Annotated in this window: 30 protein-coding genes; 17 read left to right on the top strand and 13 right to left on the bottom strand. The window is 61.7% G+C overall.

Annotated elements, in window-relative coordinates:
* Window positions 1-87: 87 nt before the first annotated feature.
* Entirely contained in the window at window positions 88-351 is a 264-nt protein-coding gene (locus tag N0P34_RS09335) for a hypothetical protein (protein WP_275606748.1), read from the top strand.
* Window positions 341-1,699: a helicase HerA-like domain-containing protein gene (locus tag N0P34_RS09330; protein ID WP_275606747.1), complete on the top strand. Its 1,359-nt coding sequence runs from the start codon at window positions 341-343 to the stop codon at window positions 1,697-1,699. The genes N0P34_RS09335 and N0P34_RS09330 overlap by 11 nt, the downstream gene beginning before the upstream one ends.
* Before the next feature lie 6 nt (window positions 1,700-1,705).
* On the opposite strand, the gene N0P34_RS09325 is transcribed toward N0P34_RS09330, so the two are convergent.
* Window positions 1,706-2,209 carry a hypothetical protein gene (locus tag N0P34_RS09325; protein WP_275606746.1) on the bottom strand — a complete coding sequence of 168 codons (504 nt, stop codon included), beginning with the start codon at window positions 2,207-2,209 and terminating at the stop codon, window positions 1,706-1,708.
* A gap of 391 nt (window positions 2,210-2,600) precedes the next feature.
* Window positions 2,601-4,931 carry an AAA family ATPase gene (locus N0P34_RS09320; RefSeq protein ID WP_275606745.1) on the bottom strand — a complete coding sequence of 777 codons (2,331 nt, stop codon included), beginning with the start codon at window positions 4,929-4,931 and terminating at the stop codon, window positions 2,601-2,603.
* Between the two features lie 62 nt (window positions 4,932-4,993).
* On the opposite strand from N0P34_RS09320, the gene N0P34_RS09315 reads away from it, so the two are divergent.
* On the top strand, window positions 4,994-5,494 hold the full coding sequence (locus N0P34_RS09315; RefSeq protein WP_275606744.1) for a hypothetical protein: 501 nt from the start codon (window positions 4,994-4,996) through the stop codon (window positions 5,492-5,494).
* A 5-nt stretch (window positions 5,495-5,499) separates the two neighbouring features.
* Here N0P34_RS09315 and N0P34_RS09310 read toward each other — a convergent pair whose 3' ends face one another.
* The 11 genes from N0P34_RS09310 to N0P34_RS09260 are packed head-to-tail and all read right to left on the bottom strand — an operon-like array spanning window position 5,500 to window position 12,091.
* Window positions 5,500-5,823, bottom strand: a complete 324-nt coding sequence (locus tag N0P34_RS09310) for a hypothetical protein (RefSeq protein WP_275606743.1) — start codon at window positions 5,821-5,823, stop codon at window positions 5,500-5,502.
* Complete coding sequence (locus tag N0P34_RS09305; protein WP_275606742.1) at window positions 5,820-6,326, bottom strand: GcrA family cell cycle regulator; 507 nt, start codon at window positions 6,324-6,326, stop codon at window positions 5,820-5,822. Before N0P34_RS09305 ends, N0P34_RS09310 begins: the two co-directional genes overlap by 4 nt.
* Window positions 6,319-6,894, bottom strand: a complete 576-nt coding sequence (locus N0P34_RS09300) for a hypothetical protein (protein WP_275606741.1) — start codon at window positions 6,892-6,894, stop codon at window positions 6,319-6,321. Before N0P34_RS09300 ends, N0P34_RS09305 begins: the two co-directional genes overlap by 8 nt.
* The gene (locus tag N0P34_RS09295; RefSeq protein WP_275606740.1) at window positions 6,891-7,940 is read right to left on the bottom strand and encodes a hypothetical protein; all 1,050 of its coding nucleotides are present in this window, start codon (window positions 7,938-7,940) and stop codon (window positions 6,891-6,893) included. The genes N0P34_RS09300 and N0P34_RS09295 overlap by 4 nt, the downstream gene beginning before the upstream one ends.
* Window positions 7,937-9,793: a DNA cytosine methyltransferase gene (locus N0P34_RS09290; RefSeq protein ID WP_275606739.1), complete on the bottom strand. Its 1,857-nt coding sequence runs from the start codon at window positions 9,791-9,793 to the stop codon at window positions 7,937-7,939. The genes N0P34_RS09295 and N0P34_RS09290 overlap by 4 nt, the downstream gene beginning before the upstream one ends.
* A gap of 2 nt (window positions 9,794-9,795) precedes the next feature.
* Complete coding sequence (locus tag N0P34_RS09285; RefSeq protein WP_275606738.1) at window positions 9,796-10,332, bottom strand: hypothetical protein; 537 nt, start codon at window positions 10,330-10,332, stop codon at window positions 9,796-9,798.
* A gap of 2 nt (window positions 10,333-10,334) precedes the next feature.
* The gene (locus tag N0P34_RS09280) at window positions 10,335-10,787 is read right to left on the bottom strand and encodes a hypothetical protein (protein WP_275606737.1); all 453 of its coding nucleotides are present in this window, start codon (window positions 10,785-10,787) and stop codon (window positions 10,335-10,337) included.
* Window positions 10,784-10,984: a hypothetical protein gene (locus N0P34_RS09275; protein WP_275606736.1), complete on the bottom strand. Its 201-nt coding sequence runs from the start codon at window positions 10,982-10,984 to the stop codon at window positions 10,784-10,786. Before N0P34_RS09275 ends, N0P34_RS09280 begins: the two co-directional genes overlap by 4 nt.
* Window positions 10,981-11,430 carry a hypothetical protein gene (locus tag N0P34_RS09270; protein WP_275606735.1) on the bottom strand — a complete coding sequence of 150 codons (450 nt, stop codon included), beginning with the start codon at window positions 11,428-11,430 and terminating at the stop codon, window positions 10,981-10,983. The genes N0P34_RS09275 and N0P34_RS09270 overlap by 4 nt, the downstream gene beginning before the upstream one ends.
* A 1-nt stretch (window position 11,431) precedes the next feature.
* The gene (locus N0P34_RS09265) at window positions 11,432-11,695 is read right to left on the bottom strand and encodes a hypothetical protein (protein ID WP_275606734.1); all 264 of its coding nucleotides are present in this window, start codon (window positions 11,693-11,695) and stop codon (window positions 11,432-11,434) included.
* A gap of 60 nt (window positions 11,696-11,755) precedes the next feature.
* A complete protein-coding gene (locus N0P34_RS09260; RefSeq protein ID WP_275606733.1) occupies window positions 11,756-12,091 on the bottom strand; it encodes a hypothetical protein in 336 nt (111 codons plus the stop codon).
* Between the two features lie 438 nt (window positions 12,092-12,529).
* Here N0P34_RS09260 and N0P34_RS09255 point away from each other — a divergent pair, with 438 nt between their 5' ends.
* The 14 genes from N0P34_RS09255 to N0P34_RS09190 all read left to right on the top strand — a co-directional run bounded on the left by N0P34_RS09255 (window position 12,530) and on the right by N0P34_RS09190 (window position 19,216).
* On the top strand, window positions 12,530-13,201 hold the full coding sequence (locus tag N0P34_RS09255; protein ID WP_275606732.1) for a hypothetical protein: 672 nt from the start codon (window positions 12,530-12,532) through the stop codon (window positions 13,199-13,201).
* The gene (locus N0P34_RS09250) at window positions 13,198-13,449 is read left to right on the top strand and encodes a hypothetical protein (RefSeq protein ID WP_275606731.1); all 252 of its coding nucleotides are present in this window, start codon (window positions 13,198-13,200) and stop codon (window positions 13,447-13,449) included. The genes N0P34_RS09255 and N0P34_RS09250 overlap by 4 nt, the downstream gene beginning before the upstream one ends.
* Before the next feature lie 353 nt (window positions 13,450-13,802).
* Complete coding sequence (locus N0P34_RS09245; RefSeq protein WP_275606730.1) at window positions 13,803-14,111, top strand: hypothetical protein; 309 nt, start codon at window positions 13,803-13,805, stop codon at window positions 14,109-14,111.
* Window positions 14,111-14,527: a hypothetical protein gene (locus N0P34_RS09240; protein ID WP_275606729.1), complete on the top strand. Its 417-nt coding sequence runs from the start codon at window positions 14,111-14,113 to the stop codon at window positions 14,525-14,527. Before N0P34_RS09245 ends, N0P34_RS09240 begins: the two co-directional genes overlap by 1 nt.
* Window positions 14,524-15,249: a hypothetical protein gene (locus N0P34_RS09235; protein ID WP_275606728.1), complete on the top strand. Its 726-nt coding sequence runs from the start codon at window positions 14,524-14,526 to the stop codon at window positions 15,247-15,249. Before N0P34_RS09240 ends, N0P34_RS09235 begins: the two co-directional genes overlap by 4 nt.
* Window positions 15,250-15,251: 2 nt before the next feature.
* A complete protein-coding gene (gene bet, locus N0P34_RS09230) occupies window positions 15,252-16,124 on the top strand; it encodes a phage recombination protein Bet (RefSeq protein ID WP_275606727.1) in 873 nt (290 codons plus the stop codon).
* A gap of 6 nt (window positions 16,125-16,130) precedes the next feature.
* Window positions 16,131-16,622: a single-stranded DNA-binding protein gene (ssb, locus tag N0P34_RS09225; protein WP_275606726.1), complete on the top strand. Its 492-nt coding sequence runs from the start codon at window positions 16,131-16,133 to the stop codon at window positions 16,620-16,622.
* Between the two features lie 9 nt (window positions 16,623-16,631).
* The gene (locus tag N0P34_RS09220; RefSeq protein WP_275606725.1) at window positions 16,632-17,108 is read left to right on the top strand and encodes a recombination protein NinB; all 477 of its coding nucleotides are present in this window, start codon (window positions 16,632-16,634) and stop codon (window positions 17,106-17,108) included.
* Entirely contained in the window at window positions 17,105-17,242 is a 138-nt protein-coding gene (locus tag N0P34_RS09215; RefSeq protein ID WP_275606724.1) for a hypothetical protein, read from the top strand. Before N0P34_RS09220 ends, N0P34_RS09215 begins: the two co-directional genes overlap by 4 nt.
* A gap of 29 nt (window positions 17,243-17,271) precedes the next feature.
* Window positions 17,272-17,448 carry a hypothetical protein gene (locus N0P34_RS09210; RefSeq protein WP_275606723.1) on the top strand — a complete coding sequence of 59 codons (177 nt, stop codon included), beginning with the start codon at window positions 17,272-17,274 and terminating at the stop codon, window positions 17,446-17,448.
* On the top strand, window positions 17,445-17,900 hold the full coding sequence (locus N0P34_RS09205; RefSeq protein WP_275606722.1) for a nuclease domain-containing protein: 456 nt from the start codon (window positions 17,445-17,447) through the stop codon (window positions 17,898-17,900). Before N0P34_RS09210 ends, N0P34_RS09205 begins: the two co-directional genes overlap by 4 nt.
* Window positions 17,897-18,331: a hypothetical protein gene (locus N0P34_RS09200; RefSeq protein WP_275606721.1), complete on the top strand. Its 435-nt coding sequence runs from the start codon at window positions 17,897-17,899 to the stop codon at window positions 18,329-18,331. The genes N0P34_RS09205 and N0P34_RS09200 overlap by 4 nt, the downstream gene beginning before the upstream one ends.
* Window positions 18,328-18,777: a hypothetical protein gene (locus tag N0P34_RS09195; RefSeq protein ID WP_275606720.1), complete on the top strand. Its 450-nt coding sequence runs from the start codon at window positions 18,328-18,330 to the stop codon at window positions 18,775-18,777. The genes N0P34_RS09200 and N0P34_RS09195 overlap by 4 nt, the downstream gene beginning before the upstream one ends.
* Window positions 18,767-19,216, top strand: coding sequence for a hypothetical protein (locus N0P34_RS09190; RefSeq protein ID WP_275606719.1), 450 nt, complete (start codon window positions 18,767-18,769; stop codon window positions 19,214-19,216). Before N0P34_RS09195 ends, N0P34_RS09190 begins: the two co-directional genes overlap by 11 nt.
* Window positions 19,217-19,218: the final 2 nt, after the last annotated feature.

Here is a 19,218-nt window from a genome sequence, read left to right as displayed (position 1 = left end):
GACCATTTCACGGTTTGCGCCCTTGATGTCAGATGGCAGAATACGCGGACCACCACGGCGCTCATGCCAAGCTGAGGAGCAAGACCCTTGAAGCAATACCCCCGCGCCGAAAACAGAATGATGCCGGCGCAATTCTCCAAGGCACTCGACGATCTGAGCCTCAGCATGCGGGAATTCTGCCGCATCACTGGCACCAACGTTAAGACGGCGGAGCGCTGGCTAGAAGACGAGAAAGACATTCCGCAATGGGTGCCGGTCACACTGGCACTGATGACAATGCCAGGGGCGCTACCAATGGCGCGCAAAGTGGCTCAACACTTCAGTGCGGAGGGAAAAGGAAATGCAAATTGACATCGGCAAAACCAACGCCGGGAAGACAATCGCCCTCCCTCTCCGCTTTGCCAACCGTCATGGCCTTGTGACGGGGGCGACAGGCACCGGCAAGACTGTGACACTCCAGAGGCTGGCAGAGCAGTTCTCCGCTGCTGGCGTCCCTGTCTTCGCTGCCGATGTGAAGGGCGATCTTTCCGGCATCGCCACGGCCTCACCCGTCAAGCTCTGGGACGTCTTCGGCGCCAAGGGTTATCCGATCAAAACCAGCGTGCAGGAGATGGGGGCTGTACTCCTGTCCCGCATGCTCAACCTCAACGAGACGCAGGCCGGGACACTGGCAATTGCCCTGAAGAAAGCCGAGGACGATCAGAACTATCTTCTCGGCCTTGATGACCTCCGCTGGGCTCTGGTCGAAATGCAGGACGAGCGCGAAGAGGTCTGCCAGAAATATGGCAATGTCACCGCCGCATCGATCGCCACCATCCAGCGCAACATCCTGACGTTGGAATCCCAGGGTGGCGAAAACCTATTCGGGGAGCCGCCGTTCGACATCGTCCAATTACTCGAGCAACGCGACGGGCGCGGCGTCGTCAGCCTGCTGCACGCCGACCAATTGATGGAAGCCCCCAAGCTCTACGGCACGCTCATCTATTGGCTGCTGACCGAGCTGTTCCGAAAGCTCCCCGAAGTCGGCGATCTCGACAAACCGAAGCTCGTGTTCTTCTTCGACGAGGCGCACTTGCTGTTCCGTGACGCTCCGAAGAATTTGGTGGACTCCGTCGAGCGCGTCGTGCGCCTCGTGCGCTCCAAAGGCGTCGGCGTCTATTTCGTCACCCAATCCCCGGCCGATGTGCCTGATGGTGTCCTGGCCCAGCTCGGCAATCGCATTCAGCACGCCTTGCGCGCCTACACCCCGAAGGAGCAGCGGTTCGTCAAAGCCGCGGCTCGCGCCTTCCGGCCCAATCCGGCAATTGATGTAGAGAAAGCCGTTTTGGAAATGGGCGTCGGTGAAGCGCTCGTCTCAACGCTGATCGCGGATGGTGTCCCGTCACCGGTGGAGCGCGTCAAGATTGCCAAGCCCAATGGGCAGATTGGGCCGATCTCCGACGAAGAACGCGAGGTTGTCAATGGCGTGCTGCCGGCCCAGCGCCCCGATCAGGCCCGGCAATTCGAGAACCGCCAGCGCGTGGCCCGCGGGCTTGATGCGGTGCCGGTGGCGACTGGTGAGGCTGTAGACTTGGAATTCGTCTTGGCGCCTCTCTATGGGGCTCCTGCAGCCCGCCGGCCGATCATGCCTCGGCTGATGTTCGGCGTGGTGTGCTTGGTTGCTGCGGCGGGAATGCTGTGGCAGGCGGGAATGTTCTAACCTCCCTCACCAGACCTCCACACCCAATTGATTGAGCCGATGTGCAATGCGCCCGGCCGCAAAGTCCTTGTGCCGCAGGAACGTCGCCCGAGGCCAATTCGCCCGCCGGCATAGCTCTACCTCTGTCACCCCGTGGTGCTTGCACATTACCCAGGCCATGAGAGCCTTCCGGGGGCGCTCATAATCCATCAGTGGCCCGTTCAGCCATGCAGGCTGATGCTTGCCTGCTTCATCTCTCCAACCCAAGAGCACCATGTCAGCCCGGGCAATTTCAAAGCTGCTCCAGCCTCGGCGCTTCTTCGCCGCGTCTGTCCCCGATGTCGCCGCTTGGTCAATCCAGTCGTCCCACTCGCGATAGAAGTCAGGCCAAATTGCCCGCATGCGGTTCGGGCCAACCCGGCCCACAGTGTCACGGTAGACTTGATGCGCTTGCACCAGAGCCGCCTTGACCAATTTCGGCGTCCACAATGCCTGATCGCCGCTGGCATAGGCCGGAATGTCAATGATCATTGGAATTGACCCCGATCATTGCCCACGACATTGCGGAAGGTGGCGCGCTCGCGCGATCCCGCCACCAGCATCTGGCGACACCATTCTTCCTGCGATAACCCCTCCTGCCCTGCTCTCGCTGCAATCGTCGCACGGTCGCGCTGCTTCATCGGAACGACAACGAAACACTCGGAGGATCGGCCGTGACTGGGCAGGCCCCATTTTTTAGCCATGTCCCGAACGGTGGCATCGCTCGTGCCATCAGCGAGCCGCTGAGCGATCAACGGCGAGGAATATCCTCGGCCCAGCATAAAACCGACAAATGCGGCCCAGGCGTTGGTGCGCTTTTCTTCGAAGGCTTGACCCGGGCGCCACCGGGAAGTGCGTGGTCTCTTGATCATGTCGGTATCGCTTAGAATGGAACGGGGTCGTTTGAGAGGTCTTTTCGCACGTCATCAGCAATGCCCGCGCCGGGCTGCTCCGGTGGTCGCTCCATCTCCTGTCGTGGCGACCGCGGGCGATCGCTCTTGCCGGTCCACCAGACGATGCGCTTGTCATTGTCCCGGCCCATGTAGCCGGCATTGATGAGGGCCGTGGTGGTACGCTTGAGATAAGCCGCCAATTCGGTCTGGCGGGCCTCCTGCTCCTCCTCTGGCGCCTTGAACGACATGCGCTTGCGGACTGCGGTCATGAAGTCGGTATGGTTCACCGCTTTGTTGCCTGATCCCGGCCCACTGAGGGTACTGTCAGCCTGTGCAGCGATCAGGGCATCAAAGACGAGCTTCTGATCGCCGACGAGCTTGGTCTGATCCTCGGGCATGTCCGTGTTGCTGTGGCGCGCCGGCCGCGTGCAGATGCAAGTCGTGATCTCGTCGCCGTCACTGTCGATGCCGAGCTTGACCACCTCGAGCACGATCTTCCATTTCAGGTTGTTGATGCCGTTCTTGTTCTTCGTCAGCACGATCTGGCGGATGTGCCGGCCCTCACCGTCTAATACCGGCTGGGGCGATTCCTTGCGGTTCTGCGGCATGGTCATCAGCGGCCGGATCTCGAAGACCTGGCTGACATTGGCCTCAATCGAGGTATGGCCGCGCACGCGGCCTCCTGATGCGTTCATGTGGTGGACAAGGCAGATCGCAGCGCCGGTTTCGTCCTTCAGACGGTTGACCCGGGCCAGCACCTTGCCCACCTCGGCTCCGTCGATCTCATTGAGCCCTTCGGTGGCGACGGACAGCGTGTCGATGATGATCAACTCGACCGGCATGCCATAGTAGTCCTCCCACGCTTTGACCTGGGCGACGAGCTTGTCGATGACCTCGTCAATCATCAGCGTGAATTCGCGGTCCATGATGATGTAGGGAATGTCGGTGTCCGGGCTGATCTTATTGGCCTGTCGATAGCCCTCGGCGCGCATCTGGACGCCCTTGCCGTCTTCGCACGCGATGTGGATCACGATGCCCTTGCGGGTGATCCTGTCCCCGTACTGGAGACCCCGGGCGATCTTCATGCCCATGTCCATCACGACGAAAGATTTGCCGGCCTGCTTCTCGGCGGCGAGGATGAACACCCCATTTCGCTCGACTAGGCCCTTGATGAGCCAATCGTATTCGATCGGCTTCCCGGCGAGGCTGAGCATGGATCGAGCACCGAACCCAGCAGGCGGATGCGGGCGGTAGTCTGGCAGCTCGTCGAGGATCGCCTGTAGTTGCTCAGCGTTCCCGCCAAACTTGTCGACCCAGTCGGTAATGTCGCCCTTGTGGTCGAAGCCCGGCACGTGGTCAGCGAAGTTCAACACGCGGATGCGCCGGGCGATGCCCTTCAATGACTTCGCCAGCTTGTCGGCACGATCACCGGCCTCGTCATTGTCGAGGCAGATCACGACATCAGCGTCACGGAAGCAGGCGGCGTGGGTGTCGGTCCAGTGCTTGGAGCCGCTGGAGTTGGTCGTACCGCAGAAGCCGAGATGGGCGGCCGTATCAGCATCCTTCTCCCCTTCGGTCAGCAGGATCACCCTGCCCTCGGCAATGGCGACTTCTACGGCCGGGTGCTGATAGATCGTGTGCTCCGCGCCGGCATCGAAGAAGCGCGTCTCCATGCCGTCCATGAAGGCCTTGGCATTGAATGGCCTCCAGTCGCCGCCGGGCCGACGCATGAACTCGCCCGGCGCGAGGCTCCATATCCATTTACCTGCCCCGTCGGGCCGACGCTGGAGGAAGTTCTTCCACGTCCCCTTGCCGTCCTTGGTGCGTGCCCAGGTGCCGTCTGGCATCTTCTTCTGCAGGCGGCAGACCTGATACAGCAGATTGCCGTCGCGGTCGGTGTAGTCGTAGGTGCGCACGATCTGAGGTCGCACCTCTGCAGCAGATGGCTGTGGCGGCGTTTTCGTCTGTCGCGGCTGCTCTGGTGGTCGAGCGGGCTTAGGCTCGCCCTGCGCGTTCTCTGGCAGCGCGATGCCGCCTAGAGCCGCGACCTGAGCGACGGCTTCTGGGAACTCGATGCCGAGATGCTTGATCAGGAACTGGAACTGGTCGCCGCCCTCGCCGCAGCCATGGCATTTCCAATAGCCCTCGCGGTCATCGGCCTTGAAGGATGGTGTGCTTTCGCCATGAAGGGGGCAGCAGGCCCAGCGAACGTCGCCGGTACCCTGCCCCTTGTCCCATTGCACGTGCTGGCCGACCACATCGGTGATCGCTACGGCGGCGCGCAACTCGTCGAGGAAGGCTTCGGGGAAACGGTCGTTCATTGCAGGACTCGATAGAACTCAGCCGACCTGCTATTTCCCAGCCGGAAGCAGAGGGGGAATGAATGGATGAGCCGGTGGACTGGGCATTTTGGACGTGGGTCGTCAGTGTGTTCGCGCTTGGGGCAGCGCTCCTCGCGGCGCATTATTACCGACGGCAGGCGAGAGCTGCGGAAGGGGATTTGGCTCCGCAGTTTGATATGAAGGGTCAACGGCTTCACGCTGGGGAAATGGGCAGGCCGCTTGAGGTGATTGTGAGGAACCACAACCGGCAAACTATTCACATCCAGAGTATCGAGTTCTCTACTCCTGCAGGGCTCGACATTTCCTTCAAACCTAGTCCCAATGGGGCCTTTGGGCCGCCGACCAAAAAGGTTGTGCTCAAACTGGAAATGCCTGTAGCGCCAATTTCGACGGACAATCCAACCGAATTCCGTTTCGTCTATCGCTCGAACAAAAAGGCGCCCCTGCCGGCCAAGTTCTACATTCGATGCACGGTAAAATTTCGCGTAGGCGCAGGGAGATTTGCTCGTCGGGGACATTGCGCGATGCAGGTACAGGCCTGAAAACTTCATGCCGCCACCTCTTGCTCTGCCGCTGGCCGATCGAGCTCGATCTTTACCAGCACCATGATGGCCGTGAATGCTGTGGGCTGCTTATCGCGCAAATCCATCAGAAGCGCGTAGGCATCAGGATCGTCCGCGAGCTTCATCATCGACGCTTCAGCCAGCTTCAAGGCGGCCACGTCGCGTTGCCGGCTGGCGATCAACTCCCGGCGCATCGGCGAGGTCATGGGATCGTCCAATTCCGACCGCGGGAAATCCATCTCGATGGTCCTGGCGGCGTTGCCACATGCTTCTGCGGCAGTGACGAGCTTGGCTTGGCGCGGGGTCATCGTGCGTGCCCCATATAAACGCGGGCATGGTGCTCGTCGCAGTAGGACGAATCCTCCTTTGCCCGCTTACCGCAATAGCCGTGGACGTTCAGCGGATCGCCAGAAATCCAGCGGCAGTCATGGGCCTTCAGGTCCATGATGCCGATGAGGTGGGTGACGTCGTTGCCCATCTCCTCTTCCGGTAACGGCGCGGTTTCAAATTTTGGACCAGCGATGCGTGCAGCAATGGCCTGTGGCTTGGGCTGGCCCTTACCGTTCTTCGGGCGATTGGCCTTGATCGACTTCGCCGCCGCCCGGCCCATGGCGCTCTTCTGGCCTCTGCTCTGAGGGTTTGGCTTGGTCGGCAGTTTGAGCCGGTGACCCTTGCCAATGACAGCGTTCTTAGTGAAGCCAGGCCCAAGCTCCGTTGCGATCTGAGAGCAGGACAGACCGTCAATCCAGAGCCTCTTGAGCATAGCCACTGCGGCGTCGTTCCATGGGTATAGTGCTGGGCGTTCAAGCATCGTTCGCTCCTGCTAATGGAAGGTAGGCCTTGACCGCTGGGCCCGGGCGCTTGCGCCAATCCCACACCGCCCAGAAATGGTTCTCGGTGGGGCCGTTGTCTTTCTGGTCGAAATTCGTCCAACGGATGCGCTTGGTAAGCCGGTACTCGACCGCGAATGCAGGATGATCAGCGAATAGGTGCCGTCGGCCATCGGCGCTGTCGAATCCGACCTTCAGAAGCATCGCCACCTTGCCGCCATAGGGCCGCGTCAGTTCAAGCGCGTGCTCGATGAACCGCACTGCCAGGCGCGACTGCTTGCCGTATGGCGGATTGGTGACGATGTCCCAGCCATCGCCATCTGTGCAGTAAAAGAAGTCTTGCCGGATGACGTTGGCGGCATCAGGAGCGATGTCCGTTGCCAGGGTGCGCACGGTGGTTGGCAGGGCTCGGACAATGCCGCCGTCCCCGCCTGCGGGGTCCCACACCTTGCCGAAACTCTCCACCGACAGCAGAGCCTGCGTTGGCCAGGCCGGTGTAAAATACTTCTCGCCTTGAATGCGCTCGTACTGGGATGCACCGATCGTCATTTCTGGGGCACCTCTTTGCGGAAAGCCTCGATCTCCGGCCATTTCTTCGCCGCGCCCTTGAAGCGCTGCTCAGTGTCAAACCACGCCCACTTGCGGTTGCTGGTCATCAGCGGGCCGTTGTCGGCGGGGGAGCATTCAAGCGACTGGTGTACGTAGCGGCCCAGGCTGTCCCGCAGGTAAAATCGGGTGGATGGCGAGAGACGCTGTGGTTCAACCGGGGCATCGACGATAACCGGCGCCAGCTGCGACACCGTAATTGGCACAGGCGTGGGCTCGGGTTGCAGCGGCAATTCACCGGTGGAGCGCAGATAGTCCGCCTCACTGGGCACGCTAAGCTTCGCCCAACGAGCAAGGCCGCGAATATTGGCCTTGGGAACGCCTGTGGCTTCTGCGATTTTGGACGCGGGCCAAGTTGGGTTCTGCGCGTGGCATTGGCGGACGAGGTCGGTCTGCGTTGGAAACGAAGTGTTTTGCCCCGCCTTGATTGCGGCCGAGAACTCGTCGCGTCGCACCTTGCGAAACTCATACCCGATCTGCTCGCCGATGCGCCGCACGGCACTGACCGCTTTGTAGCCCAACGCTTGGGCGACCTCTTTGACCGTCATCGGCTCGCGATCCGCGACAAGGGCGCGGAATCGATCCGAAGCTGTGCCGCCAGGCGTCCTGCTCTTTGGAAGGGGTGCGGAGATTTCGGCGGTATCGCTCTCCGCTGGCGATGTTGCGTCGCGGTGAGGAGCCGCGTCCGCCTGCACAGGCGGGGGAACGGGCTGTGGTTCTGGTGAGGGGGCGACGGATGGAAGATCGCCAGCGAGGGAGGACGGGTTTGATCCTCCATCCGTCGTTTCGCCCGCCGCTTGGGTAACGGGCGTATCGGCAGCCGGTGCATGGGATGAGACTTCCGGCTGCGATGGGGTCATGCGTGGGCGCAGGGCCGAGATGATGGCGGCCTGCGAGACGCGGTGCTCCTTAGCCTGACTGGCAAGGAAAATGTCAAAGTCGAGAATGATGGTGTCGGCGGCGTGGGCCGAGAGGATTGGGGAGATCATTCCGCAGCCTCCCGAGCAACAGCCGCAAGGTCTGCGCAATTCGCACTGACCAGAGCTGCGGCAATGGGTGGGCACACGCTATTTCCGCACATGCGGACCTGGGCGGTGCGGGTCAGTGGCCGGCGCTCGCCGCCGTCGAATACGCCTGTCTCGATCTCGTAGTCGGCCGGGAAGCCTTGGGCCTTGAACAGCTCGCGCGGGGTGAGCATCCGCATGCCGATATCGACGATCTCGTAGTCGACGCCTTCGACGGTCACGATGCCGAAGCGGTCCTTCGTGGTGACGGTCGACAGCGGCTCTTCCAAGCGAGGATCCTGGTCGACGCCATAGTATTTCATCAGGAAGGCGCGGACCTCTGCAATGTGCTCACCGCCTGCAGTCTGGGTTGGCGTCTGCCCTTCGATTGGCAAGGACGAGCGGCATTCGCCCTTCATGTTCATCAGGCCAGCCGAGACAACTGCTTGCTGCGAGCCGGTGACAGTCAGTGTGGAAAGCGGCTCAGTCGCTGGTCGGCCTGGTTTCGGGTAGACGCCGCCTGATGGTTTCCGATCGTTGTTGTGCTGAGCAAGGAATGCCGCAACGGCAGCATGTTTTACGCCACCTGCAACGACTGTGCCTAACGGCGCTTCGACATCGAGGACGCGCGGCTCTTGGCCTTCGCGTTCGCCATAGCCGGTCTGCACCATCGTGGCGGCGAGGATCTGGTTCTGGTCCTTGGGCGACGCCGTGATGGTATGCACCGGCTCGTCGGCGGCCCGATTGGAACCGCCTTGCTGCGCAGCGCTGAGAACAGGCGCCATTAACGACAAACCCGCTCCGCCGGCAGTCACTGTATGGGTCGGCTTGTCAGCCTCGTTGTGAGGCTTGCCGGCGTTGCGCATCGTCATAAGGTGTGGTGTGACGATGCCGAGCGGTGCCGCGCCACCTGGGCGCTTAATGAAGCTGTTGGCGGTGACCGTAGGCAGTGGCTGATCAATGTCCGACCCAACCGCGCCGGTCTGGAACTTAATGACGAAGGGCTTCGCCGCGTCTAGCACGTACCGCTTCACGCCCTTCGCGATGCGGGCCAATGTGTTCTCGGCCAGTGGGCGAATGGCGCGGACGCCGAACTTCGCCATGATCTCTTCGCTGGTGTCGAAGATAGACGGGCACGGGATCGACCAGTCGATCACATGGCTGGCAGCGGTGTGATAGGGAAGCCGACCTGCACCATGAGTTGGCTCTGGCCAGACGATAGGCTTGCCGTCGCAACGTGCGATCAGGAACAGCCGCTTGCGGGTGGTCGGTGCACCGAAGTCACAGGCGCGAAGTTCTTTCCATTCAACCTTGTAGCCGTGCTTCTTGAGAGCGCCGATCCACTCCTTGAACGTCTCGCCTTTGCGGTCTGGGCACGGGAATATGCCCTTCTCGGTTTCAATCAGCGGCCCCCAGGTCTGGAACTCCTCGACGTTCTCCAGGATGATGACGCGGGGACGGACGCGTTCTGCCCACAGCACAACCGTCCAAGCCAGATCGCGGATCTCGCGCTTTACCGGCTTGCCGCCCTTGGCCTTGGAGAAGTGCTTGCAGTCCGGAGATGCCCAGAGAAGCCCAACCTTGCGCCGGCCAACCACGTCCATCGGGTCGACCTTGTAGATGTTCTTGGACAGGTGGACCGTGTCGGGATGATTGGCGCGGTGAAGTGCCAGGGCCTCGGGATCATGGTTGATGGCGTAGTCGGGCGAGCGGCCGAGAGCCATCTCGATGCCTGTGGACGCTCCGCCGCCGCCAGCAAAGCTGTCGATGATCAGTTCGTCGCTGTCAGGCGATGCTTGTTCAAACTGCCAAAAGGACGGCGGGAGTTGAGCGTTCAAGGCTATGCCCTCCCCTTACGGGATGATGGATGTTTGAGATCGGGGTTTTGCTCGGAGGCGACCGCCGCCCAGATGCACAAAGCGTCCGCGCGGTCAGGCTGCATGGTGTCGTGGCCGAGCCATCCGAGTTCGAGGCAACGGGCCTGGACAGCAGGCTTTGCCTCGCCTTTTCCGTACATGCCCTTCCCAGTGAAGATCTTGCGGGCAGAGGCAACCTTGATCAGACGCGGCTGGCGGCCCGTCTTGAGCAGCGCAACGCCCTGCACCATGAACTGGAGGCCGAGCAGCAGCGCTGAGGTGTGCGCAGAATTGCCGCCATTGCCTTCCCAAGCCGCCTCTATGGCGACCACATCGGGGATGCCGCCCACGATGACCGGCATCTCCTTAGTGAGCCACACAAGGGCCTTCGCCCCGACATCAGCTTCTGTGTGATGCGGCGTGCCGAACCGCACCGAGCCAGAGCGCGGCGCGTCGTCTGGACGTCCATACGCAAAACCGGTGCTGGACTTGCTGAGGTCGAGAGCGAGGATTAGTGACATGGCTAGTGCACCTGCCCGCCAGCAAGCTCGTCCAGCGCTTCCGCGCCTTCGGCCTGCTCTTGCTCGGTGACTTCGTCGATCTCGGCCTGGCGCTTACGCGCTGCGATCTGGGCGACATTGTCCTGCGGGTGATCCTCGTCCGGTTTCAGGAACGAAAACTGGCCGGCGGCATCGGCATAGAGCTCGACCATATCGTCAGGCACGCTCGCGCTGATCTTCGCCAGTTGGCGCTCGAGCTTGCGCTGCTTCAATACGGCCTTGAGGATATCTGTAGGAATGCCGAGTTCCTGCTTCGCGATAGTGATGCGGTTCTTCTGGCGGGTTTTGACGCCGCTGATCTTGCCGCGGGCAGTGGCAGAGATGGTTTCGATCTCTTCGTCCATCTCTTCGATTTCGGAGATGACGAGCTCGAAATCGCTGTCTTCGTAGCTGTTGGATTGTGGTTTCTTGCTCATGCCAACCACCCCCGCGCCGAGAAGACTGCAACGGTCAGGGCAATGAAGATGCCAACGGCCAGCACAGCTAGAGTGCCGAACAGCCAGACCAGCACACCGCCGGTTGGAGCGTCGTCGTCCCAAACATTGTCCGGGAGGTCATGGGCGAGTTCGATAGGATGGCGCTTGAAGTCAGCGGTGTTCTTGGGCTGGGTCATTTCGCACCGCCCTTGGCAATGGCCTCGATGGCGGCGGTGAGCCCGTAGACAATGCCGAGATAGTCGGCCTTGTCAGCCTCGAGCTGGACCATGGCTTCATCCTTGTCGTCGCCAAGACGGTCGAGAGCGCGCTGCATGGTGGCCTTGGCATCGGCGATGGCCTGCTCGTATTCCAGGCGGTGCTGGCGCTTGGCGGCTTCGGACGTTTCCTGCACCGTGATGATCTTGGCTTCGATGCCGAGAAGTGTCGCCTCGGCCTCGTCCTTCTGTGCCCGCGTGGAGGCCAAGAAGCGCTCGGTGCGGGTGAGCGGTGCCGATGGGGCAGGAACGGCGCTGGCCGGCTCTCGTTCGGCTGGTGGCGCATTGCCAAGCACGCGGGTCATGTCGAGAACGGTCGCGTCATCGACGGGTGTTGCGCGTTCGGTGGATGGTGGTCGCTGGTCCATGTCAGAACCCCTCCCGGACAAATCGGCCCATGCCGCGAAGGCCGATGCGGGTGCCCATCTTGATGTCCGCCATGAGGAGGGCGGCGCGGCTGCGCCGGATCGATACGTTCCGGTAGCCCTTAGTGGGGTGGAGGGAGCGGCCCTCAAGGCTGTCGTTATAGGCCTCGAGCTTTGTGCCGGAGCGCTTTGCGCCGCCTTCACCGGCGACCCGCTGGTGTGGGTTATGCGGAATGCGATGCAATCCGGTCTGCGATACTGGCCGCATAGATCTAGGCTCCTGTGGTTGTGGATGGGCGGAGAGTGCGGATGGCGGCGGGGATGTCGCTCATGCCGCCACCTGCCAGATCACGGCATCGGCGCTACATGGGGACCAGCCCCCTGCGCGGTTGTCGTTGGCAGCCATGCTGCGGTCGCGTGCCCGCGCCCAATCCATGTGGCGGCTGTCGACGCTGCCGTTGTCGTACTCGTCAGCGTTCCACCAGCGTTTGACCGTGCCGGCAGAAACCGGCTCACCAGTCTCGCGGGTGATGCGCTCAGCCAGCCAGGCGAACTGCAGGCCACGAGGAAGATGGGGCACTGACGCGAAGGCAATGCGGCGGATCATCGGCTGCATTTCCAGCCGGGGCCGTTCGGTTCGTTTTTGAGCCAAAGTTTCCCACATTTGGGATCAGTCTCCGGGCATAGCTTCACCGTCGGCGCTCAAGGCGCAGGGAGAAGCGGTGATGTTGAATTCAGTGGTAGTTAGCTCGCCACGGCCATAACGGCCTCTGGCTGACCTGGTGGTTCTGGTGGCGGGAGCGACTTTTCGTGCTCCACAAGCCAGTCCAAGACCCGCTGGTAAGTTCGCACTGTAAAATTCGAACCCCGCTCAACATTCGCCAGAAACTTGCTGTCCCGAACGGCTTCCTCGGATATGGAGGACAAGCTTCGTCCAGTCGCGGCTGCGAAGCGCTTAGCGCGCTCCAGAACGTGTGCTCGGATTTCGGTTTCGGTGATGTCGATTGGGTCGCTCATAAGTCCAATATTCGGGAAGTTTCCCTATTTGTCAAGGGATACTTCCCGATAGACGAGAAGTTTCCCGATAGGGATGATCCACGCCATGGAAGACCAACAAAAAAGCCTGTTTCAGCAACGAGTTGAGGAACGCCTGGAAGCGGTCGGGAAAAAGGCCGCACCCTTGTCCGTTGAGCTTGGCAAGAGTGACAGCTTCATTCGCGACATCATGCGCCGCCAGACGACCCCCATCGGCGACAACCTACTGCTGCTCGCCAAAGGTCTAGCGACCACTGCGGATTATCTGCTCGGCCGCACCGACGACCCCTCCCCGAATGCGCAGCGTCGCAGGCCGACCACGAAGATCGTGGGCCGGGCCGGCGCATCGACTGAGGGGCGAATTGAATTTGTAGATGCCGATGGGGGGATCGGAGAAGTGGAAATACCGGAGGGAGCGACGGAAGATTCCGTGGCTATCGAAATCGAGGGCTATTCGCAGGGCTTCATCGCTGATGGCTGCCTGATTTTCTACACCGAGGTACACATGGCCCCGACCGACGACATGCTCGGGACAATTGTGGTCGTGGGCACTGATGACGGTGAAGTACTCTTGAAGCGGTTACTGAGGGGCTCCAAGCCCGGCCTGTTCGATCTCGAAAGCATCAACGGCCCTATGCTCAAGGATCGGCGCGTAATCTGGGCAGCGCATGTGGATAGCCTGGTGCCGCCTTGGCGCGCGAAGCGACTGCGGGTGGACGCTTCGGAGATCAAGCTTTGAGCGACACGCCTACAAAACTCATCGTCTATGTCGCGTTCGTCCGAGATGAAGAGGGCGAGCTGCAGCCGGCATTCGAGGCCCGAGAGGCACAATCCGAATCCGCTGCAAAGCAGCAAGCACGCCTTCTGTGGGGCTCGGGGAAATACGCCGGCGCCATCGCCTGGTGGCGCTCTGCTGACCTGCAAAATGGTGAGTTCGGCGAGCCTGTCGTGCTGTTTCAAGAAGGCGATTTGCCTGATCTTGAATAGGCATTGAAGCAGGGAACTGCCTCGCGCGTACTGCCCTGCACAGATATCTCAGGAAGCGGAGAGTTCAGGGTTATAGAACCTTGAGATCGAGGGAGCGCCGCTAGGCGCGGCTCCCTCATGTTCCCGTAGATAGAACCGATAGTTCAGTGCTTGTCACTGCCATCGCCCCGACCACGACATCTTACTCCATAACCGCGTGTGTACGCGCGTGAAAGGTGCTCGTCAAGCCAAATTAGGGATACTTCCCGTTTTCATGTTGACTTTCGGGATACTTCCCTACTAAGGTTACTCCATCGACCGGAACGAAGACGCGAAACTCGCAGATCTTCCGGGCCCACCAGATGGAGGTCAGCGTGACGACCTGGAAAGACTACGAGGGCAATCCTCGTACGGTCATCTTCGGCGATGTCGAGATGCCGCTCTCGATCAAGGCACGATTGCCTGATCTCCCACCAATCACCGACGCAGATATCGCGGCCTTCTGCACTCAAGGCCCAAAGCAGCCCCGCCCACCCGTTACGGCTTGGAAGGGCGCAGATATGGACGCCTACCATTTTGAGGCAGGCGTCTGGCTTCACTGCCAAACGGGTGACCAGTGGGTCCCCAACCTGAACGACGTCACCGCCCATGTTTGCCGCGATCCGCTGAGGAGGGCTTCCTGATGCCCCTCGATACGGCACTGATCGTTCGCCACACCGAGAAGCTCGACACCATCGCCATTCGGCTTGCCCGGCCCGCAGATCAGGATGCTCTGCGCCAGCAGATGATCGATGGCTTTAAGGCCATGGCCACCGATATCGGCAAGATGGTCACAGTCTATGCCGATCCTGCCTGGAGCATGATGCAAGGCAAAATGCATGACCTGCGCTGGGCGGCCGTACAGGCCGATGAAAGCCGCGCAGCGACCTTCTCCCATGTTGGCGCAGAAATGGCGCTGCTGACCGCCCTTATCGCTTTCGCGTCGGGTCTGGGCTTCACGCTCGAAGACGCCGCCACTGCTCCCATCCCTGCCCCTGTCGACGATAACGACGCCATGTGCGCCGTCGAGGGCCATGACATGAAGGTTGCCGCCGAATGAGTGCCGCTCTGTCCGTAACCGAAAACGATCGCATCGCCATGGGCGCCAACAATCCCCCGGCGCTCGAAGCTCACAAGGTCAATATCGACGACCTACGCGCCGAGGCAGAAGCATGGCTGGATGGGCAGGCCGTAGAGAGCGCTGAGGAAGCCGAAGGGCTGAACATGCTGCTCGATATGGCTCGCAAGGCTCAGAAAGCCGCCGACGACGCCCGTACCGCGGAGAAGAAGCCGCATCTCGATGCCGGCAAGGCAGTCGATGCTCAGTGGAAGCCGCTGATTGACGCTGCTCAGCGCATTGTCGACTGCGCGAAGAAGGCACTGACGCCGTGGAATATCGCTGAAGCCAACCGCAAGGCGGAGGAAGCCCGCAAAGCCGCCGAAGCGGCGGAAGCCGAGCGACAGGCCGAAGTCGCCGCAACCCGCGCCGCGGCAGCGTCCGGCTCGATCACTGACGCTGAGCAAGCCGATCAGCAGGCCGCAGCCGCCAAGCAGGCAGAGCGCGTGGCCAAGCAGACGGAGAAGGCAGCCACGAGCGGGTTAGGCCTGCGCACCAGCTACCGGCCCGAACTGACCGACCCTAAGGCCGCAATCGCTCACTACTGGGCGACGCGCCGCGATGACTTCATCGCTCTCGTCAACGAACTCGCGGCCAAGGACGTCCGCGCCGGCAAGCGCGAGATCCCCGGCTTCACTGTCCACGCCGAACAGAAGGCATTCTAGCCATGAACGCTGTCGCCAAGATCGACGAGCACCGCGCCGTATCGGCGCCGACCACCGTCTTCAACGATGACCAGGTTGACCTGATCAAGCGCACCATCGCCAAGGGATCGACCGACGACGAACTGCAGCTATTTCTGCACCAGTGCAAGCGTACGGGCCTCGACCCGTTCGCCCGCCAAATCTATGCGGTGAAGCGCTGGGACAGCCAGCAGCGCCGTGAAGTCATGGCGGTGCAGACGAGCATCGATGGCTTCCGCCTCATCGCAGAGCGCAGCGGAAAGTACGCCGGCCAGGTCGGGCCATTCTGGTGTGGGGCCGATGGCGTCTGGAAAGACGTCTGGCTTTCCCCCGAACCGCCCGTCGCCGCCCGCGTCGGTGTTCTCCGCTCGGATTTCAACGAGCCGTGCTGGGGCGTTGCCCGGTTCGATGCCTATGCCGGCCGCACCAAGGACGGCAGCCTGACACGCATGTGGGGCACGATGGGCGATGTCATGATCGCCAAGTGCGGCGAAGCGCTAGCCCTGCGCAAGGCATTCCCGCAGGAGCTCTCCGGCCTCTACACCTCCGATGAGATGGCTCAGGCGTCGAACGGGGAAAGCGCCCCATCGGCGCAGGAGCAGCCGCTGGCAGAAAAGTCCAAGGCTGATAGCCGTGAGCTGTGGTCGCGCATCTCCCAGGCGAACCGAACCTGCGCCGATATCGCGGCATTCAACGAGCTCTGGGCGCATCCGGCCACAGTGAAGGCCATGGCGAGCTTCCCGGCTGACTGGCGCAAGACTCTTGAAGACGAGAAGGCCGACAAGGCCGCCGAACTGCATGAGCACGTTGGTCAGCAAAACGATGACGGTTTCCCCGGCGATTTGGGTCAGGAGTAGCCCGCAATGAGCAGCATCAACAAGGCCATCATCATCGGACGGCTCGGGCAAGACCCTGAAGTCCGCACCACGGACAACGGCACCAAAGTCGTTACGATTTCGGTCGCCACGTCCGAAAAGTGGACCGACCGCAACAGCGGCGAGAAGAAAGAAAAGACCGAGTGGCACCGCGTCACGGTCTGGGGCGGCCGCGATGGCGACGGCCTCGCAGGCATCGCTGAGAAGTATCTCAAGAAGGGCCACAACGTTTACCTGTCGGGCAAGCTCCAGACCCGCAAATGGCAGGCGCAGGATGGCAGCGACCGTTACAGCACCGAGATTGTCCTGAACGGCTTCGGCGCCGAACTCGTGCTGCTCGAAGGCACCCAGGGCGGCGGCAACCGGCCACCACCAGCGAACAGCCCGGACGACTACGGCCGGCAAAGCAGTGGCGGAAGCCCATCCCAGTCCGGTGGCGGATTTGATCCCAACGAAGCTCCAGACTCGATCCCGTTCTAGGAGCTCGTCATGGCCCGTCAGATCGTCACCCTCGCCAACCAACGCCTCGTGGGCCGCACCATCCAACTGGTGCGGGAGGCGTTCGCCAAAAAGCCAGGTAGCCGCGTCGAGATCAAAGGGCCGAAGCGCTCCAACGATCAGAACGCAGCCATGTGGTCAATGCTGGGCGACATCTCTGCCCAGCTCCTCTGGCACGTCGACGGCGGACGCCGGCTGCTCGATGTCGAGGAGTGGAAGCTGGTGATGCTCGACGCTCTGCGGCGCGAGAACCGCGACCAACTGAAGCTGGTTCCGAACACCGATCACACCGGATTCGTGAACATCAGCGGCACTTCTTCGTCGGATCTGGAGCACGAGGAAATGCGCGATCTGCTGACCATCATCCGGGCCTTCGGCGACCAGCACGGCGTCGTCTGGTCCGAGCCCAAGCCCAAGGGCGATCCGCGCCCTGCCCCGCCTCCCTCCGCTTATGAGGATGCACAATGACCACCAAGCCTTGGCACTACGACGCGACAGAAGGCCGCCCTGACTGGTCGAAGGTCATGGGCCAGGAATGTGCCATTGAGCGGCAGGATCGCAACGAAGAGCGCCGGGCTGCCGAGCGCGCGGGGAGGAAATGATGCGCAAGCTCTCCCCTGTCCAACGGACAATGCTCAGGCTCATTGCGGATGCCGAAGGGGCGTATTGCCCGGCTGCTGACCTCGACCCAACTGCTGTCCGCGCGCTGCACGAGCTCGTAAAGGCCAAGCGCCTGACCGTGGAGCCCAATGACGGCGCCCCGCCCCGCTACGTGCTTACCGCGCAGGGCTGGGAAGATGCCCAATGAGGATAGCATCCCAGAAGGTCATCGACAGCGCCAAGGGCGCGCCGTGCAGCGCCAGGTTCCCCGGCATCTGCAACCACGACCCTGCCACGACTGTCTGGTGCCATCTCAATGGCGCACGCTTCGGCAAGGGCATGGGCGTGAAGGCGCACGACATTGCGGGCTTCGCCGGCTGCTCGAGCTGCCACGAATATTACGACCGCATCCACGGCACCAAGCAGTTGATCAGCACTGACATGCTGCTGGAATGCATCCTGGGCGCCGTGGTGGAGAGCTACGTCCGGCTGATTGTCGCTGGCATCGTCACGGTGCCGCTGGACCAAGACACGCCGTCGCACCAGCGCCCTGTCCCGGCCCGCAAACCCCGCGATCAGCGGACCAAGGTGCCGAACAATCCGAACCGCAAGATCCAGTCACGCCCCTTCCCGGGCAAATCCGAAAGGAAGAACGCATGACCACCGATAGCAGCATGAGCGCGTCCGAGAATGGGCATACGGGGGGATACACGCCGGGGCCTTGGAAGCGCGGCAGTTGCGATAGCTGGATCATCTGGGCACCGGCCTATGCTTCCACCGATTGGAAGCGGGACCAAGACGGCGGACCAGAGTCAGTCGTTGTCGCGACCCTTGATGTCCCTGCTTGGGCCACAGTGCCGTGTGACGGCGAGACCCGCGATGCGTGGCTTGCTGAGGCCGACGCGACGGCGAACTTGATCGCCGCCGCCCCGAAGCTCAAGGACGCTCTCGCCGCCATGCTCGACTTCTGGGGTGGTTATGAGTGCCCCGAGGTCGATGCCGCCATAGCGGTCATGCAGGAGCTTGGCGAGGATCGCTGGTCGATGCAGGCGCAGATGGATTCAGCCAAAGCCGAAGGCGGTGCAGCATGAACCCCTCCAAGGAAGAAATCGCTGCTCTGGTTGAAAGGGTAAGGGGGCTGAAGGGGGCGGATCGGGAGGTGGACGTATTGATATGGCTTGCAACCACTGAAGGTGCGACGCGGAAGGCAACGACTGTCAGTTCAGCGCTTGGCCTTTGGGACCCGTACGTCATTGACGAGACCCGGGATGCATCCGGGCGGCTGATAGATGCCCCGCAGTTCACCGCGTCCGTCGATGCTGCCCTTGCTCTGTTGGAGAGGGTGCAGCCGGGGTGGGGAGTGGAAACGACGACGCCCGCCGGGGGTGGCAAAGCCTCCTGCCGGATTTACCCCGGAAGCAGCCTTGCGGCGAACGCATCGCGAACCGCTTTCGGTTCGGCCTCGACCATCCAGAACGCCATTCTCCTCGCCCTCCTCCTCTCTCTTCAATCCCAGGAGCCCACAAATGGGTTGTGACATCCACTCGACAGCAGAAAAGAAGGTCGGCGGTTCGTGGCAGGCGATACCTGACCTGCACCCGTTCGATTGGCGCTCCTATAGAGTGTTCGGGTTCCTCGCCAACGTCAGAAACTACTCGGCCGTCACTCCAATCTCAGACCCGCGTGGCCTGCCTCCGGACGCTGCGCTTGATGACGAGTTCGCTTACGGCGACCACTCTCGGTCTTGGTTGTCAGTCCAAGAGCTACTGGACTTCGACTACGACCAGATGACCGAGGACCGGCGGTACACGGGTATGGACCCAAGTGGCGGGTTCATGAGCGGCGCGCTTACAGCTGCTCCCGGCAACGGCAAGGCCATGTCGTATCGCGAGTTCCTTGGCGATGCGTTCTTCGAAGACCTTAAGAAACTCAAAGACGCAGGTGCCGAGCGCTTCGTCTTTGGCTTCGACAGCTAGGA

Origin of the sequence: Devosia sp. FJ2-5-3 (assembly GCF_029201545.1) — a bacterium.
Classification (GTDB): domain Bacteria; phylum Pseudomonadota; class Alphaproteobacteria; order Rhizobiales; family Devosiaceae; genus Devosia.
Note: the sequence above shows the minus strand (reverse complement) of the source record. Positions and strands in the feature narration are given on the sequence as shown.

What these genes read in the sequence shown, in the direction of transcription:
- N0P34_RS09205 (WP_275606722.1), top strand. Translation starts at nt 17,445, where the DNA reads ATGAGGATAGCATCCCAGAAGGTCATCGACAGCGCCAAGGGCGCGCCG.
- N0P34_RS09320 (WP_275606745.1), bottom strand. Translation starts at nt 4,931, where the DNA reads ATGAACGACCGTTTCCCCGAAGCCTTCCTCGACGAGTTGCGCGCCGCC.
- N0P34_RS09235 (WP_275606728.1), top strand. Translation starts at nt 14,524, where the DNA reads ATGAGTGCCGCTCTGTCCGTAACCGAAAACGATCGCATCGCCATGGGC.
- N0P34_RS09210 (WP_275606723.1), top strand. Translation starts at nt 17,272, where the DNA reads ATGCTCAGGCTCATTGCGGATGCCGAAGGGGCGTATTGCCCGGCTGCT.
- N0P34_RS09270 (WP_275606735.1), bottom strand. Translation starts at nt 11,430, where the DNA reads ATGGACCAGCGACCACCATCCACCGAACGCGCAACACCCGTCGATGAC.
- N0P34_RS09275 (WP_275606736.1), bottom strand. Translation starts at nt 10,984, where the DNA reads ATGACCCAGCCCAAGAACACCGCTGACTTCAAGCGCCATCCTATCGAA.
- ssb (WP_275606726.1), top strand. Translation starts at nt 16,131, where the DNA reads ATGAGCAGCATCAACAAGGCCATCATCATCGGACGGCTCGGGCAAGAC.
- N0P34_RS09315 (WP_275606744.1), top strand. Translation starts at nt 4,994, where the DNA reads ATGGATGAGCCGGTGGACTGGGCATTTTGGACGTGGGTCGTCAGTGTG.
- N0P34_RS09305 (WP_275606742.1), bottom strand. Translation starts at nt 6,326, where the DNA reads ATGCTTGAACGCCCAGCACTATACCCATGGAACGACGCCGCAGTGGCT.
- N0P34_RS09285 (WP_275606738.1), bottom strand. Translation starts at nt 10,332, where the DNA reads ATGTCACTAATCCTCGCTCTCGACCTCAGCAAGTCCAGCACCGGTTTT.
- N0P34_RS09300 (WP_275606741.1), bottom strand. Translation starts at nt 6,894, where the DNA reads ATGACGATCGGTGCATCCCAGTACGAGCGCATTCAAGGCGAGAAGTAT.
- N0P34_RS09255 (WP_275606732.1), top strand. Translation starts at nt 12,530, where the DNA reads ATGGAAGACCAACAAAAAAGCCTGTTTCAGCAACGAGTTGAGGAACGC.
- N0P34_RS09215 (WP_275606724.1), top strand. Translation starts at nt 17,105, where the DNA reads ATGACCACCAAGCCTTGGCACTACGACGCGACAGAAGGCCGCCCTGAC.
- N0P34_RS09220 (WP_275606725.1), top strand. Translation starts at nt 16,632, where the DNA reads ATGGCCCGTCAGATCGTCACCCTCGCCAACCAACGCCTCGTGGGCCGC.
- N0P34_RS09330 (WP_275606747.1), top strand. Translation starts at nt 341, where the DNA reads ATGCAAATTGACATCGGCAAAACCAACGCCGGGAAGACAATCGCCCTC.
- N0P34_RS09260 (WP_275606733.1), bottom strand. Translation starts at nt 12,091, where the DNA reads ATGTGGGAAACTTTGGCTCAAAAACGAACCGAACGGCCCCGGCTGGAA.
- N0P34_RS09280 (WP_275606737.1), bottom strand. Translation starts at nt 10,787, where the DNA reads ATGAGCAAGAAACCACAATCCAACAGCTACGAAGACAGCGATTTCGAG.
- N0P34_RS09325 (WP_275606746.1), bottom strand. Translation starts at nt 2,209, where the DNA reads ATGATCATTGACATTCCGGCCTATGCCAGCGGCGATCAGGCATTGTGG.
- N0P34_RS09195 (WP_275606720.1), top strand. Translation starts at nt 18,328, where the DNA reads ATGAACCCCTCCAAGGAAGAAATCGCTGCTCTGGTTGAAAGGGTAAGG.
- N0P34_RS09310 (WP_275606743.1), bottom strand. Translation starts at nt 5,823, where the DNA reads ATGACCCCGCGCCAAGCCAAGCTCGTCACTGCCGCAGAAGCATGTGGC.
- N0P34_RS09240 (WP_275606729.1), top strand. Translation starts at nt 14,111, where the DNA reads ATGCCCCTCGATACGGCACTGATCGTTCGCCACACCGAGAAGCTCGAC.
- N0P34_RS09200 (WP_275606721.1), top strand. Translation starts at nt 17,897, where the DNA reads ATGACCACCGATAGCAGCATGAGCGCGTCCGAGAATGGGCATACGGGG.
- bet (WP_275606727.1), top strand. Translation starts at nt 15,252, where the DNA reads ATGAACGCTGTCGCCAAGATCGACGAGCACCGCGCCGTATCGGCGCCG.
- N0P34_RS09295 (WP_275606740.1), bottom strand. Translation starts at nt 7,940, where the DNA reads ATGATCTCCCCAATCCTCTCGGCCCACGCCGCCGACACCATCATTCTC.
- N0P34_RS09265 (WP_275606734.1), bottom strand. Translation starts at nt 11,695, where the DNA reads ATGCGGCCAGTATCGCAGACCGGATTGCATCGCATTCCGCATAACCCA.
- N0P34_RS09190 (WP_275606719.1), top strand. Translation starts at nt 18,767, where the DNA reads ATGGGTTGTGACATCCACTCGACAGCAGAAAAGAAGGTCGGCGGTTCG.